Raw genomic sequence first — 15,232 nt, 5'->3', positions numbered from 1 at the left:
AAAAGCTCGAAAAGTCGTTCTTGCTTGCACGATAAGACTTTTGAGCTTGGGCCTCGCCAAATATGAGATGCAGAACATCCAGTGAATGTTCGTTTTGCACCGACCGAAACGGAGTGTAGATAGTAGCGATTTACGCAGTAAATCAGCGGATTTCGAATGTTTGGCGGATTGCGGGAGCTGCGTAGCAGCGGAGCAATTCATAGGTGATATTAGGAGGGCGCTTTTTGGGAAAAGGCGCCTTGTACAGTGAATATTAAGTAACTGCCATATTGACTTGTCTGCAAAAAAGAAAGGTTAGGGATACATAATGAAAAAAATTGCTATGTTAAATTGCCTCAATTCCAATAAAGTCTGTGCGGGGGCAGCCTGTTTTACCGCGTTCAATAAGCGGATCAGAAGCTTTGAAAGATACAAAGGAATGGATGTGGAAGTAGCAGCCTTTATGCGCTGCAACGGCTGCGGAAACGATCCCGACGAAGACGACGGCATGAAAGAAAAAGTAGAACGCATGAAACAGGAAGGTGTGGAGACCGTCCATGTGGGACTCTGCACGAAAAACAAAGAAGGTGTGCGCTGCAAGAACGTGGCAAGGATCATGGAGATGCTGGAAGAAGAAGGCATTGAAGTGGTCGATGGAACACACTGAATCGAGAAGGCGTGTGTGTGCTGGCAGTGCTGGCAGGTTTCTTTTCGGTACTGATGATTGAAAATATGGATCAGAACATGAAGGTGGATGATCCTGCAGGACTCTGTTCGATCTTTGGCGTTGCCGGGATTCTGGGCCTTCTGGCTGTGGGCATCTCCTCCACAGAGGGCGGACTGGCCCATGGAGGCGGCATTCTGCTTCTGGCCGTTCAGCTCCTTGCCGGCATCTGGGCTTTCGCCTTTGCAGGAGCCGGAACAGCCCTGGTTTTCTGGCTTCTGAAAAAGGCCTGACGCCTGAGACTGACAGCAGCGGAGGAGATCGAGGGAGCAGATATCAGTGAGTATGGAATCATGAGCGTTTATCATGATTTTGCCATGAATATTGATACGATGGACTGGAGCGACGCTTATCTGGAAGCCCAGACCGACGGACGGAGAGAAGAAGTAGAGCTTCATAAACCGTATGTGTACCCGCCGATCGAAGAAGCGCGCCAGCCTCTCACAAAGATTGAGATTATTGCCCGGAAAGAGAAACTTGAAAATCTCAAGACCGCTTTGAACGATATCGGAATTACGGGAATGACCGTATTTCCTGTGACCGGCTGCGGCGTCCAGAAGGGATACAATGAGTTTTACCGCGGTGTCCCCGTGGCAGTCCAGCTCCGGGCCAAGATCCGGGTAGAAGTGGTAGTGGCGAAAGTACCTGTGGACGAAGTGGTCAACACGGTAAGAAGAGTTTTGTATACAGGACATGTGGGAGATGGAAAGATCTTTATTTATACACTGGATGATGTGGTAAGAGTACGCACCGGCGAGAGCGGGTATGATGCGATGCAGGGGGCGTCTTCCGAGTAAAGAATATTGCAGGGGGAAAACCATCGGAGTCTTGCAGTCCACGATCACATTTCTGATACAGAGAATCCCCCGGATAGGAAAAAATCTCTGGTATAAAAGTAGAATTACCTTGAAAAATATCAAAAAAGCGGATAAAAAGAGGAAATTTTCAAAATTAAAAATAATCAAAAAAACTGAAATTTATATCCCTGGGGGGAGCTTGTGGCTGTTTGAAAGATCAAGTATGATAAAAACATGTCAAGTACGTCATACCTCCAAATCAAACTGATGTATTGGACAAACTTAAAGTACAGCAAGTATATTTAAAGTTTCCCAAGACGTTGAGGCATATCCTGATTTATAAAAGGATATGTCTCTTTTTATGAGAAAGTATATAAAATTTTCAGGAGCAGACAGATGGAAAATTTGGAACAGAAGGAAATAGACCGCTACTGGTCGGATGGTGCAGAAAATTACAGCTGGATCATCGACGATGAATTAAGCAGCTTCCGGGTGAAAAAGTGGACAAAAAAAATCACGGAAAATATTTCTTCCAGCCAAAAACCAAAAATCCTTGACGCGGGCTGCGGGCCAGGTTTTTTTACTATTATATTAAATCAGGCATGTATGGAAACTGTTGGAATAGATGGAGCGGAAAAAATGCTGCAGGAGGCCAGATTAAAGGCTGCCCGACTCGGACTAGCTCCTGTATTCAGAAAAATGGACTGTCATCAACTGGATTTTGCAGACAATACTTTTGATGCGGTAATCAGCCGGAATCTGACGCATACGCTCCGTGATCACAAAAAGGTCTACAAAGAATGGCTGAGAGTGCTTAAACCTGGTGGAACATTGCTGATTTTTGACGCTAACTGGCATCTGACAGAATGTGATGAAAAACTAAGGACAGAAAGCCTGAAAAGGCGGGAAGAGTGCATCCGTCTCTATGGAGACGCTTTTGATAAAAAGTCGAATTTAAAAGATACGGAAGAACATGAGAGGAACGTTGGAAGCCATGTTCTCGGAGATCGGAAAAGGCCCGACTGGGATATGGGGCTTTTACAAGGAATCGGATATGAAAACATTTCCTGTGAGCGCAGCATCATAGAAGAAATGTGGGATGAAAAAGAAAAGCTTCTGTATGGAAATACGCCTATGTTTATGATACGGGCTGAAAAACCCCTGGATTAGGAGAAAAAAACGTATGAAAAAACGAATAATGCGGGGACTTGTACAGTCAGTGATCCTGCTGGTGGGAATTACATTTTTGTCTTTTCTTCTATCCTGGCTGTCTCCGGGGGATGCGGCAGAGAGGATGTTGAAAAAATCCGGAATGATGGTGACAGAAGAACAACTGGAAGCCAAAAGGGAAGAACTGGGCCTGAATAAGCCGCTTCTGATACAGTACAAAGACTGGATGATAAATCTTTGTAAAGGGGATCTCGGAACTTCCTATAAATCGAAAAAAGAAGTTGCTGCAGAACTGGCAAAGAATCTCCCCTATACGGTTGCACTTACAGCAGTATCCATGCTGCTGGTTGTCCTGATTTCGCTGCCCATAGGCATTTTATGTGCAAAGTACAGGAATGGACTTTTCGATAATATCTGGAGGGGGCTCACCTATCTGTTTTCTTCCCTTCCCTCTTTCTTTATTGCCCTTATTTTGATGTATGTTTTTGCATTAAAGCTGGGTCTGCTTCCAGTAATTGCAACCAGGGACTGGAAAGGAATCCTGATGCCGGCGCTGGTACTGGCACTGACACTGGCTGCCTGGTATATCCGGCAGGTAAGAGCTATTGTTTTAAAAGAAATGTCAAAAGGATATATTGATGGCCTGAAAAGCCGTGGAATTTCAGAGAGAAAGATTCTCTTCGGGCATGTTTTAAAAAACTGTATGCTTCCGCTGGTGACTCTTTTTGGAATGTCGATTGGAAATATGATGGGTGGAACAACCATTGTAGAAAGCATTTTTTCCTGGCCAGGAGTTGGAAAACTGGCTGTAGACGCTATAAATTACAGAGACTATCCGGTGATTCAGGGATATGTTGTCTGGATGGCGCTGATCTTTCTGGTGATAAATTTTGTTGTGGATGCATCTTATCAACTCCTTGATCCACGAGTAAGAAAAGGGGTGAATAAAGATGCATAAAAAAAAGAAAATCTGGCTGGGTGTTTCGCTGATATTATTTCTGATTCTGATTGTGACGGCATTGGAGGGATCACATTGGATTCATCATGCGCCCTTTAAACCGGATATGAGGCATGCATTTCTGAAACCGTGCCTGGAATATCCTTTCGGTACGGATAATCTTGGCCGCTGTGTGTTCTGCAGAATTATAGCCGGAAGCAAAACTTCTGTTTTTTCAGCGTTGTTTGTTGTAATCATAGTGTTTGCTTTGGGCACGGTATTGGGAATCATAGCTGGATTCGCTGGCGGTGTCTGGGAAAATGTAATTATGAAGGTTACTTTGATTTTTCAGGCATTCCCCTCTTTTATTCTAGCGGTGGCAATTGCCGGAATTCTGGGAAATGGAGTGATAAACGGAATCCTTTCTCTTTGTGCGGTTTACTGGACTACCTATTGCCGTCTGGCAAGAAGTCTGACGGTTTCTCTTAGAAATGTGCCATACATAAAAGCAGCAAAAATCTGCGGAGCCAGCCGATGCTCCATTCTGTTCCGTTATATCCTGCCCAACGTTATGCCATCATTATTGGTAACAGCTGCAATGGATGTGGGAAGTGTGATCTTAAGTATGGCTGGTCTGTCTTTCCTGGGGCTTGGAGCAGTAAGACCCACAGCGGAGTGGGGAGCCGTTATGAGTGAAGCAAAGGATTATCTGCAGACAGCACCCTGGATTATTGTATTTAATGGAATTGCTCTGTTTGTGGTGGTGACGGTTTTTAACCTTTTAGGTGACAGTTTGAGAGATGTTTTAGATACTGAGGCAGAAATGTAAAAAGATTTATCGGGCACCCGATATTCTGATAAAAAATGGAACATGCTTAAACGCTGTTCAGAAAACGGAGGAAAAAATGAAAAAGAAAGCAGTAGGAATGATTTTATGTGCGGCAATAATGGCTTCGCTGGCAGGCAGCGGGGTAAGCGCAGCAGAAAGTGGAAAACACTTTACAGCAGGTGCAACAACCGGATTTTTTGGAGCAGAGAGTCTGGATGTTGCCTATAACTGGGATGGCTGGATCATGTCAATCTATGGCATCAGTGAAAATCTGTTTCGTCTCGACGCAAACTATGTACCCCAGCCCTGGATTGCAGAAAGCTATGAGAATGTAGATGACCTGACCTGGAAATTTACCATTCGTGACGGAGTTACATTTTCTGATGGAAATCCGGTTACAGCAGAGGCTGTAAAAAAATGTTTTGAGCGTACTTACGCAAAGAATGACCGCGCCGGTTCTACTTTGGCTATCTCCAGTATGGAGGCAGATGGACAGGTACTGACCATCGTTACTGAGACTCCAAATCCTACAATTTTAAATGATCTGTGTGATCCGCTTCTTGGAATTTATGATGCGGATAAGGAAGCAGATCCGGAGCTTGGAGTGTCCTGTACCGGTCCGTTTGTGGCAACTTCTTTTTCTGCCATGACAGAAGTTCAGATGGAAAAAAATGAGAACTACTGGGGGGGAACACCGAAGGTAGATACGGTAGATCTGAAGATTATCGATGATACGGAAGCTCTCAATATGGCTCTGCAGAACGGAGAAATCGATCTGATTGCCCAGCTTCCGGCCAGCGGAACTAAAATTTTTGAGAATAATGAAAATGTAACTATGGACAGCGCAACCTCTACAAGAGCTAATTTCCTGATGTATAATCTGGAGCATAGCGGAGTGGACGATGTGAATGTGAGAAATGCGATCGGTATGTGCGTTGACAGAGAAAGCTTTGCGGATGTTGTTTATAATGGTTATGCAACTGCTTCATACGGCATTTATCCGGAGACTCTCCCATATGGAAGTACAGAGGGAATGGAAAACGCGGTAACCTCCTATGACCCGGAGGGGGCAGCAGAGCTTTTAAAAGAAGCGGGTTACGAAGATACGGATAATGATGGTATTCTGGATAAAGATGGAGAACCTTTATCTCTTCATGCTATTACCTATAGCTATAATACGGAATGCCTGCAGCTGGCAGATATGATGCAGGCAGAGCTTGGAGCTATCGGCATTGATATGCAGATTGAAACCTTTGATGTGCTGGATGATCCTCTGGCAAATGGAGAATTTGATGTGGCGCTTTTAAATTATGCCATGGCTCCCACGGGAAGTGCCCAGTATATGGTGAGCATGATGTTCGAGACCGGTAGCAGCAACAACTACGGACATTATTCCAATGCGACGGTGGACGAACTTTCTGAAAAGCTGAAAGCAACCTTTGATGAAACCGAGAGAACGGATATTGCAAAACAAATCTGTGCAGAGCTGGTGAAAGATCGGGCCTTTGATTTCGTTGCAGATCAGCAGCTGATCTGCGCTTATTCCAAAAAGGTGAGCGGTTTTGAAATCAATCCTACCGAGTATTACCTTATAACAAATAACATTGATATTGAAGAATAATGATGCTGAATATAGACCATTTGAATATTTCATATAATCATACCCCCGCAGTTCAGGATCTTTCTTTGGCTGTGGGGGCTGGTCAGATTGTGGGGATCGCAGGAGAAAGCGGTTCAGGCAAATCGACGATGCTTCGCAGTATTACAGGGCTTTTGGGGAAAGAAGGAAAAATTACTTCCGGTGATATCTGGTTTGAAAACCGACAGCTGCAGCTGCTTGGAGAAAAAGAAATGGAAAAAATCAGAGGAAAAGATATTTCCATGATTTTTCAGCAGCCGGAAAGTTCCTTTGATCCGGTTACAACGATTGGAAAACAGTTTTGCGAAGCGCTGGGAGTACATGAAAAAATATCAAAAAAAGAGGCTCTGGGAAGAGGAATGGAGCTTCTTAAAAAACTGCATTTCCCGGATCCAGAGCGTATTATGGATTCCTATGCTTTTGAGCTGAGCGGAGGAATGTGCCAGAGGGCGGCGATCGCGCTGGGGATGGTATGCAATCCGAAGCTTTTACTGGCAGATGAACCTACGAGCGCCCTGGATGTAACCGTACAGTCTCAGACTGCGGATGCTCTTATGGAACTTCGGGAAAATTTCGGAACAGCAATACTGATGGTAACACACAACATCGGTGTGATTGCGTATATGGCTGATTATGTAGGCATTATGTACAATGGAAAACTGGTGGAGTGGGGAAAAAAAGAAGAAATCCTGCTGGAGGCAGAACATCCTTATACAAAAGCGCTGATCAGGGCAGTTCCCAGATTTGGCATGTCTTATGAAAAACAGCCGCCATATATCGCTGATACAGAAAATGAAAAGAGGATTTCTGTTTCAGAAACACACTGGATCCTGGGTGGAGGAAAATAATGGGTGAGCAGGAGTTTATAAGAGCTGAACATATAAATAAAACGTTTTCAAAGCAGGGGAAAAAAATAAAAGCAGTAGACGATGTTAGCCTTGAACTGTATCGGGGAGAGTGTTTCGGACTGATCGGAGAGAGCGGAAGCGGGAAAAGTACATTGGCAAATGTAATTGCAGGACTGGAAAAAGCGGACAGCGGAGCTGTCTATATGGATGGTCCGGGTGGGAAAATCAATCTTCTGGATGCGGGCAATCGGAAAATTCAGAAGGAATACTGTCAGAAAAGGCAGATGATTTTCCAGAATCCCCGGCTTTCTTTTAACCCTGCCATGACGATCGGAAAAGGACTGGAGGAAGGCGTACGCTATTATACGAAGATACCGGCGGCCAGGCGAAAAGAACTGGCACTGGAAAATCTGGAGCTGGTTGGCCTGAAAAGAGAATATTATGACAGACATTCTTCGGAACTCAGCGGCGGAGAGTGTCAGCGTGCGGCGATAGCCAGAGCACTTATGATCGAACCGGAGTTCCTGATCTGTGATGAAATCACAAGTGCGCTGGATGTTTCTGTTCAGGCACAGATTATGAGTCTGTTCATGGAAATTCAGAAAAAGAAAAAAATGACCTGTCTTTTTATTTCTCATGATCTTGCTCTCGTGAGCAGTATTTGCAACAGAATTGCCGTCATGTATAATGGAAAAATTGTAGAAAGTGGAGATACAAAACAGATTATTTATCACAGTTCTTCCAACTACACACAGAAACTTCTTCAATCCGTATTTTTTGCAGACAGGGAGACAATGACCAGATATGAACGAAAGAAGATGGAATCGTCGATTTAATTTTACCGGAGAAAACTCAAAAGGATCCTTAACCGAAGGCAGTGTGATAAAAGGCTTTTTACTTTTTGCACTGCCTTTATTTCTGGGAAGTCTGTTTCAGCAGCTGTATGGAACCACAGATCTGATTTTTGTGGGAAATTTTATGGGAAAAACGGAAGCGGCAGCAGTTGGAGCAAGCAGTATTCTGATTACCTGCCTGATTGGACTGTTTACTGGAATTTCCGTCGGAGCAGGAGTAATAACCGGAAATTTTCAGGGAGCCGGAGAAAAAGAACGGGTACGGAATAGTATTGAAAACGCCCTGGCTCTTGCTTTTTTCGGAGGCCTGTTTCTTATGATGCTGGGACAGGTTCTGGCCGAGCAGGCTCTGATCTGGCTGAATACGCCGGAAAATATTATGAAAGAGGCATTAACTTATGTCAGAATCTATCTGATGGCAGTTCTTTCTATGATCTTATATAACATGTGTGCAGGGATTTTTCGGGCACTGGGAGATTCTAAAACACCTTTTCTTGTGCTGGCTGCCGGAGGCATCTTAAATGTAGGAATGGATGCCCTGATTATTGCCAGCCTTCATCAGGGAGTGGCAGGAGCGGCAGTGGCCACGCTGATTTCTCAGACATTTACAACTGTTGTTCTGCTGTTTCTGCTTTTTCGCAGAGAAAAATTATGGAAAGGAAAGTGGAATGTGACACATGAAATGCTGTTTTTGATTATAAAAACAGGAGTGCCGCTGGGCATTCAGTCAGTGATCCTTACCATTTCCAATATTTTTGTACAATATTATATCAATGGCTTTGGGGAGAATGCGATCGCAGCTTTCACGGTTTATTTCAAGGCAGAAAATTTTCTGTATCTTCCGATCATGGCTTTTGGGCAGGCAATGGTGACTTTTACCAGTCAGAATGCAGGAGCAGGCAAATATGAGCGTATAAAAAAAGCGGAAATATCCTGCAACCTGGTTGCCGCGTTGATTATCGGAGGGCTGGCGGCTCTGCTCCTTTGTATTGACCGGAAATTCACGGGCATTTTTTGTAAGGATCCAGATGTCATTTCTGTTGCCTGCCAGATTATTCATATCACATTTCCTTTTTACTTTATTTATTCCATTATGGAATTGACAGGGAGTGTGGTAAGAGGCTTAAAAAAGACCTTCCTGTCCATGGTTATTGTGATTGTTGATTTGTGCTTGGTCCGCGTCCTGATACTTGCCTGGTTGGTAGCTTATTTTCATTCTGTTTCCATGGTAGCAATGGTATATCCGATGACCTGGCTGCTAGCAATGTTCTCTTTTCTGCTCTGTTACAGAAAGAGTGAACTTTTCAGATCTTTTTAAAAAAACATCCCCCACCGTGGCTTATAATTTTTTTGCTTGCCTGTTATAATAACGTCACTGTGACACAGACATATTATGAAAACAAAAAGGAGAACGGAACTTTGAAAAAAGGTTTACTTTTAGGGGCAGCTCTGGCCTGCGTGCTGGGGGGCGCTTCTGTGAATGCGGACGCTTCCACTCTGGTATATGGAAGCAATGATTATACAAGGATCAATCCGGCCATGGATGAGCATGGGGAAATCAACATTCTGATCTTTAACGGACTGACTGCTCATGACGGAGACAATCAGGTAGTTCCGGGCCTGGCGAAGAGCTGGGAGTTTGACGAGGATACCTGTACTTATACGTTTCATCTGGAAGAAGGGGTCAAATGGCACGACGGCGAGGATTTCACAGCCAATGACGTGAAATTCACGATCGAGGCCATCATGGATCCGGACAACGGTTCCGAGAACGCTCCGAACTACGAGGATGTGGAAGAGATCGATGTCATCGACGATTACACGATTTCCTTCAAGCTGGATGCCCCGAACGTGGCCTTCCTGGACTACATGACCATGGCAGTTCTTCCGGAACATCTCCTGGAAGGGGAAGACATGCAGGAATCCGACTTCTTCCGTCATCCGATCGGAACCGGCCCCTACAAGCTGACTGAGTGGGACGAGGGACAGGCCATTATCCTGGATAAAAACGAAGATTACTTCAAGGGCGAGCCGAACATTGACGAAGTTATTTTCAAGATTGTCACCGATGATAACGCGAAAGCTCTTCAGATGGATTCCGGCGAGCTGGATCTGGCGCTCCTCACACCGAAGGATGCCCAGAATTTTACCGATAAAGAGGGTTATACCTGTTATGATATGAAGACCTCCGATTACCGAGGAATCCTCTTCAATTTCAACAACGACTACTGGACCGAGAACAAAGACATCATTCCGGCGATCTGCTACGGCATCGACCGGGAGGCTATCGTTCAGGCGGTGCTCTTAGGCGAGGGAATGCCGGCTTACGGCCCCCTGCAGCGGAACATTTACAACGATGAAAATGTGGAGCACTACGATTACAATCCGGAGAAAGCCAAAGAAATCCTTGAGAGCGTAGGGTGTACGATAGGAGACGACGGTTTCTATTACAGAAACGGCGAAAAACTGGGCTTTGTCATCAGCGTCGGCGCGGGAGACCAGGTTCGTGTGGATATCGCTCAGGCGGCAGCCCAGCAGCTCAAAGAGATCGGCATCGATGTGACGGTCGAGGTCCCGGCTCAGGTGGACTGGGGCGGACAGATGGCTTACCTCATCGGCTGGGGAAGCCCCTTTGATGCGGACGACCACACCTACAAAGTATTTGGAACAGACAAAGGCGCCAACTATTCCGGTTATTCCAACGCGCTTGTGGATCAGTACCTCACCGAGGCCCGTCAGTCCGACGACCCGGAGGTGCGGAAAGAAGCCTATGCGAAATTCCAGGAAGAGCTGGCAAAGGATCCGGCGTATGCCTTCATCTGCTATATTGACGCGAACTATGTGGCAAAATCCTCCATTCAGGGAATCGATGAGGAGACGATCATGGGCCACCATGGCGTGGGAATTTTCTGGAACATTACCGAGTGGACGATCGAAGAGTAAAGAATGAGGTTAAATGCTCCCTCCGACAGACCGGGGGGAGCTGTTTGCGTTAAAGAAAGGAAGCAAGATGGCGGAATTACTGGAGGTAAAAAATCTGTCTGTCAGTTTTGACACGCCCGACGGCGAAGCGGAAGCCGTGCGGGACGTGAGTTTTTTTGTAAAAAAAGGGGAAACGCTGGCGATCGTGGGCGAGTCCGGCTGCGGAAAAAGCGTTCTGTGCCGGTCTATTATGAAGCTGCTCCCGAAAACGGCGCAGATCAAGAGCGGGAGCGTTCTGCTTGGTGGAAAAGAGATCACCGGCCTGACGGAAAAGGAGATGCAGAAGCTTCGGGGAAACTCTTTTTCCATGGTGTTTCAGGACCCCATGACGACGCTGAATCCGGCTATGACGGTGGGGGCGCAGATCGCGGAGGCTGTCATCATCCATCGGCCGGAGTTCTCCCGCGAAGAAGTGCGCCGCCGGGTCTGGGAGCTCATGGAGCTGGTGGGTATCGACCATCCGAAGGAGCGGGCCGCCCAGTATCCCTGGAATTTTTCAGGGGGAATGAGGCAGAGGAGCGTGCTTGCCATTGCCCTGGCCTCGGAGCCGGCGGTGCTTCTGGCGGATGAGCCGACTACGGCCCTTGATGTGACAATCCAGGCCCAGATTTTGGCTTTGTTTCGGGAGATCCAGAGAAAACTGGGGACGGCGATCGTGCTGGTTTCCCATGATCTCGGTGTGGTAGCTGCGGCTGCAGACCGGGTCGCTGTCATGTATGCGGGAAAAATCTGCGAGACCGGGACTGTGGGGGAAATTTTCGAGGACGCGAAACATCCTTATACCAGAGGCCTTCTCCGCTCTCTGCCGGCCCTTTCCCGGGGGAAAAAGGAGCTCTACTGTCTCCCGGGCATGCCGCCGAAACTGATCCATCCCCCGGTTGGGGATGCCTTCGCCTGTCGAAATCCTTATGCCCTGGCCATCGATTATGAGAAACAGCCGCCTATGTTCCGCGTGACGGACACGCACTATGCGGCAACCTGGCTTCTGGACGAGCGGGCGGCGAAGGCCAGGGAACAGATCGAAGCCGAAATGACTCAGGGAAAAGAGCTTGATGGAACGCTGGAGGAGATCAAATATCACCCGGAATTTGACCGGAAAGCGCCGGGAAAAGAAGTGCTTATGGAGGTAAAACACCTGACCCAGCTCTTTTCCATGACCGGAAAAAGAGTGCTCCGGGCGGTGGACGATGTCTCCTTTGAGCTTCGGAAAGGCGAGATCCTGGGGCTGGTGGGCGAGTCCGGTTCCGGAAAATCCACGACGGCCCGCTGTATCATGAATATCAGCCAGTCGCCGGAAGGGCAGATTTTTTACAGGGGAATCGACATTCTGGATAAAAAGCAGTTCCGGAAAAACCGGAAAGCCCTCCAGGCCGAGCGCCAGATGATCTTTCAGGATTCCGCTTCCAGCCTGAATCAGCGGATGCGGGTGGAGGAGATCGTTCTGGAGCCCTTGAAACTCAGCCGAAGGAAGCCCAAACGGGGAACTTACCGGAAAGAGGCGGAGTTCCAGCTGAAATATGTGGGTCTGGACAGCAGTTTCCTGGACCGATACCCATCGGAGCTCTCCGGAGGACAGAGACAGCGGGTGGCCATTGCGCGGGCGCTGATCATGGATCCGGAGCTGGTGGTAGCGGATGAGCCCATTGCCTCTCTGGACGTTTCCATTCAGGCTCAGATCGTCAATCTATTCCGTCATCTGCAGAGGGAGCACGGCTTTTCCTTCTTATTTATCGCCCACGACCTTTCGATGGTGGAATTCTTATGCGACCGCGTGGGCGTCATGTATCAGGGACAGCTGGTGGAGCTGGCGCCCCGCCGGGAACTCTACGACAATCCGCTGCATCCCTATACGAAACGGCTTCTTTCCGCAGTGCCGGACCCGGGAAAATACGAGCTGAAAACGAAAGAGAGTGGGATGAAAGCAGGCGGGGAGAGCATGCTTTGTCAGACGGATGAAAAGACAGAGTGGATCGAAATGCTGCCGGAGCATTTTGTGCGGTGCAGAAAAGAGGTGGGGGCATGAAAAAGACATGCATTTATATAGGAAGAAAACTGGTTATTTTTCTACTCAGTATTTTTCTGCTTTCCCTGATTACTTTTTACATTGCCCGGCTGGCCCCGGGAGATCCGCTGGTTTCCTATTACGGGGACCGGGTTGAAAAAATGAGCCCGGAAGAAAGGGATCAGGCAGAGGAAAAATTAGGCCTCAAGGAGCCGATTTCCGTCCAGTATGTGAAGTGGCTGAAGCGGGTGGCCCACGGGGATTTCGGCATTTCCTGGAAATATAAGACGGACGTTCTCGAAGTCATCAAGGGCCGCCTGGGAAATACGCTGCTTCTTGGCGGCATCGGTTTTGTGCTGACCTTTGTGCTGGCTCTGCTTCTGGGGATTTTCTGCGCCTGGAAGGAGGGGAGCCTCTGTGACCGGCTGATCTGCCGGGTGGGAACGATCACGAGCTGTATTCCGGAGTTCTGGCTTTCCCTCATGCTGATCCTGATTTTCGCTGTGGAGCTTCACTGGCTGCCCAGCAGCGGCGCTTACACCATTGGAAAAAAGAACGATATCGGGGATCGGATCCTGCATCTCATCCTTCCCATGAGCATTGTGGTGCTGGATCATCTCTGGTATTACGCCTATATGATAAGAAATAAAATCCTGGAGGAAGTGCGGACGGATTATGTGCTCCTGGCCAAATCCAAGGGCCTGAACCGGAAAAAGATTCTTTTCGGGCATTGTCTTCGGAATGTGATTCCCACTTATCTGAGCCTTATGGCAATCTCTGTGCCCCATGTGCTGGGCGGAACTTACATTATCGAGTCGGTGTTTTCCTATCCGGGCATCGGAACTCTTTCCTACGAAAGTGCGCGGTACGGGGATTATAATCTTCTCATGGTGCTGTGCATTTTCTCCGGAATCCTGGTGATCTTCTGCAATATGATTGCCCAGACCATCAACGAGCGCATCGATCCCCGGATCCGGGCGGAAGAGGCGATGAAGGATACAAAGGAGGATGAAGAGAATGCGTGAGGCAGATGCTTTTGAGATTGTCGGCATGAGAAAAATGGAAGAGAGTCCCGTCTCCGCCAGGAAAAAGGGAGCAAAAATGCCGGTGATTTCCCTCGTGATTTTAGGGCTGATTGTGGCGGGCTGTCTGATTCTGCCTTTTGTAATAGGAAAAGATCCTTCTTATATGGATCTCATGAACGCGAACCAGGCGCCGAGCAGGCAGTTTTTGTTTGGAACGGACACGATGGGTCGGGATATTTTCACGATGATCTGGTCCGGAGGACGGATTTCACTGTTTATTGGCTGTGTTTCCACGCTGATCTCCACGGTGATTGCAATTCTCTTCGGGGGCTTAAGCGGTATCGCGCCTCAGTGGGCAGATACGCTGCTCATGCGGTTTACGGAAATTTTCTTAAGCATTCCGAATCTTTTGCTGGTGATCCTTCTCCAGGCGATCCTGGGGAAGGCAAATGTGCTTTCCGTTTCGCTGGTCATCGGCGTCACGAGCTGGGCCAGCATTGCAAAAGTAGTCCGGACCGAGGTGCGCCAGATCCGGAGCAGCGATTATGTGACGGCGTCACGGTGCATGGGAGGAAGCTTTTTTCATGTGCTCGGGCGGCATCTCACGCCGAATTTTCTGCCGGCGATCCAGTTTATGGTGGTTATGAATGTGAGGAGCGCGATCGTGGCGGAGTCCACACTGAGTTTCATGGGCATGGGGCTGCCCCTGGAGACGGTGTCCTGGGGCAGCATGCTGTCGCTGGCGGAGAAGGCGCTGCTGACCGGATCCTGGTGGATGATAATTGTTCCAGGAGGGTTCCTGGTTGTGACACTTATGGCTATGACGGAGGTGGGGCAGTTTCTTCAGAAGGAACTTAATCAGAAAGAAAGTAATCTTTGATAATATGGGGGCTTTGGAAGACACCATGGGAATTGCAGGGGGAAAACCATCGGAGTTGCGCTAGTCCTGGTTTTCCCCCTGCACCCCCTTTCTAGGACACGCTAGAAAATAGGGTGCTTACGTCATACAAGATGTGTGTGAAATGACGGATGGTTGATGTCTCATGGTGGAAGAAGGGGCTTACGTCAGACTACTATTGTGTGAAATGACAGATGAATGGTGTCTTATAGTGGAAGAAGGGTGCTTACGTTATACAGGAACTGCGTGAAATGCCGGATGACTGGTGTCTCATAGTGGAAGAAAAGGGCTTACGTCATACTACTATTGCGCGAAATAACGGATAAATGGTGTCCCATAGTGGAAGATGAGCAGCTATACATGCAGAAAACTATAGCATCTGTCACAATCTGCCAGAGAATGTGACGCACATCCATATCACCATGAGTCACGAATCTCCCGTCATTTCACGCAGTCCTTGTATGACGTAAGCCCCTTATTTTCTAAAGCGGGCCCAGATGGGGGAGTTTGAGGGGGCCTGCGGGCTCGCTGACTCGGAGCGGGCCCCC

The 15,232-nt window shown here is 47.7% G+C and carries 14 protein-coding genes; all 14 read left to right on the top strand.

All coding sequences use genetic code 11. The features are described 5' to 3' along the window. Window positions 1–307 precede the first annotated feature (307 nt). The 14 genes from LKD71_RS11970 (at window position 308) to LKD71_RS11905 (ending at window position 14,666) form a co-directional block, all read left to right on the top strand. Window positions 308–646: a CGGC domain-containing protein gene (locus LKD71_RS11970; protein WP_178044878.1), complete on the top strand. Its 339-nt coding sequence runs from the start codon at window positions 308–310 to the stop codon at window positions 644–646. Between the two features lie 17 nt (window positions 647–663). Continuing rightward, window positions 664–936, top strand: coding sequence for a hypothetical protein (locus tag LKD71_RS11965; RefSeq protein WP_227615585.1), 273 nt, complete (start codon window positions 664–666; stop codon window positions 934–936). A gap of 60 nt (window positions 937–996) precedes the next feature. Beyond that, a complete protein-coding gene (locus LKD71_RS11960; protein ID WP_227615584.1) occupies window positions 997–1,500 on the top strand; it encodes a P-II family nitrogen regulator in 504 nt (167 codons plus the stop codon). 396 nt (window positions 1,501–1,896) lie between these two features. After that, window positions 1,897–2,670 (top strand): class I SAM-dependent methyltransferase, encoded by a 774-nt coding sequence (locus tag LKD71_RS11955; protein WP_227615583.1) that lies wholly within the window; start codon window positions 1,897–1,899, stop codon window positions 2,668–2,670. 13 nt (window positions 2,671–2,683) lie between these two features. Beyond that, complete coding sequence (nikB, locus tag LKD71_RS11950; protein WP_227615582.1) at window positions 2,684–3,628, top strand: nickel ABC transporter permease; 945 nt, start codon at window positions 2,684–2,686, stop codon at window positions 3,626–3,628. Continuing rightward, window positions 3,621–4,436 carry an ABC transporter permease gene (locus LKD71_RS11945; protein WP_178045821.1) on the top strand — a complete coding sequence of 272 codons (816 nt, stop codon included), beginning with the start codon at window positions 3,621–3,623 and terminating at the stop codon, window positions 4,434–4,436. Before nikB ends, LKD71_RS11945 begins: the two co-directional genes overlap by 8 nt. Window positions 4,437–4,512: 76 nt before the next feature. Next, entirely contained in the window at window positions 4,513–6,057 is a 1,545-nt protein-coding gene (locus LKD71_RS11940) for an ABC transporter substrate-binding protein (protein ID WP_227615581.1), read from the top strand. Next, window positions 6,057–6,923, top strand: coding sequence for an ABC transporter ATP-binding protein (locus tag LKD71_RS11935; RefSeq protein ID WP_331466458.1), 867 nt, complete (start codon window positions 6,057–6,059; stop codon window positions 6,921–6,923). Before LKD71_RS11940 ends, LKD71_RS11935 begins: the two co-directional genes overlap by 1 nt. Beyond that, entirely contained in the window at window positions 6,923–7,759 is an 837-nt protein-coding gene (locus LKD71_RS11930) for an ABC transporter ATP-binding protein (protein WP_227615580.1), read from the top strand. The genes LKD71_RS11935 and LKD71_RS11930 overlap by 1 nt, the downstream gene beginning before the upstream one ends. Next, entirely contained in the window at window positions 7,728–9,095 is a 1,368-nt protein-coding gene (locus LKD71_RS11925; protein ID WP_227615579.1) for an MATE family efflux transporter, read from the top strand. Before LKD71_RS11930 ends, LKD71_RS11925 begins: the two co-directional genes overlap by 32 nt. 101 nt (window positions 9,096–9,196) lie before the next feature. Continuing rightward, a complete protein-coding gene (locus tag LKD71_RS11920) occupies window positions 9,197–10,720 on the top strand; it encodes an ABC transporter substrate-binding protein (protein ID WP_331466457.1) in 1,524 nt (507 codons plus the stop codon). A gap of 67 nt (window positions 10,721–10,787) precedes the next feature. Continuing rightward, a complete protein-coding gene (locus tag LKD71_RS11915; protein WP_227615578.1) occupies window positions 10,788–12,782 on the top strand; it encodes a dipeptide ABC transporter ATP-binding protein in 1,995 nt (664 codons plus the stop codon). Beyond that, a complete protein-coding gene (locus tag LKD71_RS11910) occupies window positions 12,779–13,786 on the top strand; it encodes an ABC transporter permease (RefSeq protein WP_178044778.1) in 1,008 nt (335 codons plus the stop codon). Before LKD71_RS11915 ends, LKD71_RS11910 begins: the two co-directional genes overlap by 4 nt. Further along, the gene (locus tag LKD71_RS11905; RefSeq protein ID WP_227615577.1) at window positions 13,779–14,666 is read left to right on the top strand and encodes an ABC transporter permease; all 888 of its coding nucleotides are present in this window, start codon (window positions 13,779–13,781) and stop codon (window positions 14,664–14,666) included. The genes LKD71_RS11910 and LKD71_RS11905 overlap by 8 nt, the downstream gene beginning before the upstream one ends. The last annotated feature ends 566 nt before the right edge of the window (window positions 14,667–15,232 follow it).

Origin of the sequence: Fusicatenibacter faecihominis (genome assembly GCF_020686945.1) — a bacterium.
Taxonomy (GTDB): Bacteria; Bacillota; Clostridia; order Lachnospirales; family Lachnospiraceae; genus Limivivens; species Limivivens faecihominis.
This window is presented reverse-complemented; position numbering and strand designations above follow the sequence as displayed.

What these genes read in the sequence shown, in the direction of transcription:
- LKD71_RS11910 (WP_178044778.1), top strand. Translation starts at nt 12,779, where the DNA reads ATGAAAAAGACATGCATTTATATAGGAAGAAAACTGGTTATTTTTCTA.
- LKD71_RS11905 (WP_227615577.1), top strand. Translation starts at nt 13,779, where the DNA reads ATGCGTGAGGCAGATGCTTTTGAGATTGTCGGCATGAGAAAAATGGAA.
- LKD71_RS11930 (WP_227615580.1), top strand. Translation starts at nt 6,923, where the DNA reads ATGGGTGAGCAGGAGTTTATAAGAGCTGAACATATAAATAAAACGTTT.
- LKD71_RS11960 (WP_227615584.1), top strand. Translation starts at nt 997, where the DNA reads ATGAGCGTTTATCATGATTTTGCCATGAATATTGATACGATGGACTGG.
- LKD71_RS11935 (WP_331466458.1), top strand. Translation starts at nt 6,057, where the DNA reads ATGATGCTGAATATAGACCATTTGAATATTTCATATAATCATACCCCC.
- LKD71_RS11915 (WP_227615578.1), top strand. Translation starts at nt 10,788, where the DNA reads ATGGCGGAATTACTGGAGGTAAAAAATCTGTCTGTCAGTTTTGACACG.
- nikB (WP_227615582.1), top strand. Translation starts at nt 2,684, where the DNA reads ATGAAAAAACGAATAATGCGGGGACTTGTACAGTCAGTGATCCTGCTG.
- LKD71_RS11970 (WP_178044878.1), top strand. Translation starts at nt 308, where the DNA reads ATGAAAAAAATTGCTATGTTAAATTGCCTCAATTCCAATAAAGTCTGT.
- LKD71_RS11955 (WP_227615583.1), top strand. Translation starts at nt 1,897, where the DNA reads ATGGAAAATTTGGAACAGAAGGAAATAGACCGCTACTGGTCGGATGGT.
- LKD71_RS11940 (WP_227615581.1), top strand. Translation starts at nt 4,513, where the DNA reads ATGAAAAAGAAAGCAGTAGGAATGATTTTATGTGCGGCAATAATGGCT.
- LKD71_RS11945 (WP_178045821.1), top strand. Translation starts at nt 3,621, where the DNA reads ATGCATAAAAAAAAGAAAATCTGGCTGGGTGTTTCGCTGATATTATTT.
- LKD71_RS11925 (WP_227615579.1), top strand. Translation starts at nt 7,728, where the DNA reads ATGAACGAAAGAAGATGGAATCGTCGATTTAATTTTACCGGAGAAAAC.